This is a genomic window from Roseateles sp. P5_E1 (genome assembly GCF_054049335.1).
This window is the reverse complement of the sequence record NZ_JBFUMN010000265.1, coordinates 1-633: the sequence shown is the minus strand read 5'-3', so window position 1 is coordinate 633 and position 633 is coordinate 1. Positions and strand designations below refer to the sequence as shown.

Here is a 633-nt window from a genome sequence, read left to right as displayed (position 1 = left end):
GCGCCCGACCTGGCCGGGGCTGAAGCTGCGGGTGTCGCCGGACTTGATCAGGGCCTTTTCGACGGTACTGCCGTCCGGGGCGGCGATGTCCACCCAACTGTCGCCCTTGAACTGCAGGCTGAGCGCACCGGTCGGTGCCGTCGCGGCGGTGGCCGGGCGCGGCACGGGTGTCAACGAGGCCAGGTAAGGCGCCGACGGCGCGGCCGGGGTAGCCACGATCGGAGCCGCGTCCGGGTGGACCGACTCGGCCGGGGCCGGACTGCCGCTCATCGGAACCGCTGCCGGTACAACGTCCAGCGAGGCGGTACTGGGCGCGGCGGCGCTGCCATCGAAATGACCACGGGTGGCAAACCACACCGGCACCGCCAGCACGGCGGTGATACCGACATACAGCACCCGGCGGCCGAGACTCTCGGCGATGCGGCGCGCCCGCGGGGTGTGCGTATGGCTGACCAGCTGCGGCGGGACCACCGGCCCGATCCGGGCCTGTTCCAGCACGTCGCCCAGGTCGACCTTGAGCAGCCGCGCGTAACTGCGCAGCTGGCCGCGCACGAACACCGGCGCGCCGAGGCGCTGCCACTGCTCTTCTTCAAGCGATTTCACGACCTGCATCGGCATGCGCAACTGCTGCCC

General features: G+C 71.6%; 1 protein-coding gene. It reads right to left on the bottom strand.

The window, feature by feature from the left end:
• A partial coding sequence (locus tag ACXJKJ_RS30950) for a helix-turn-helix domain-containing protein (protein ID WP_457395375.1) occupies nt 1–618 on the bottom strand: 618 nt, incomplete at its 3' end.
• Nucleotides 619–633 lie beyond the last annotated feature (15 nt).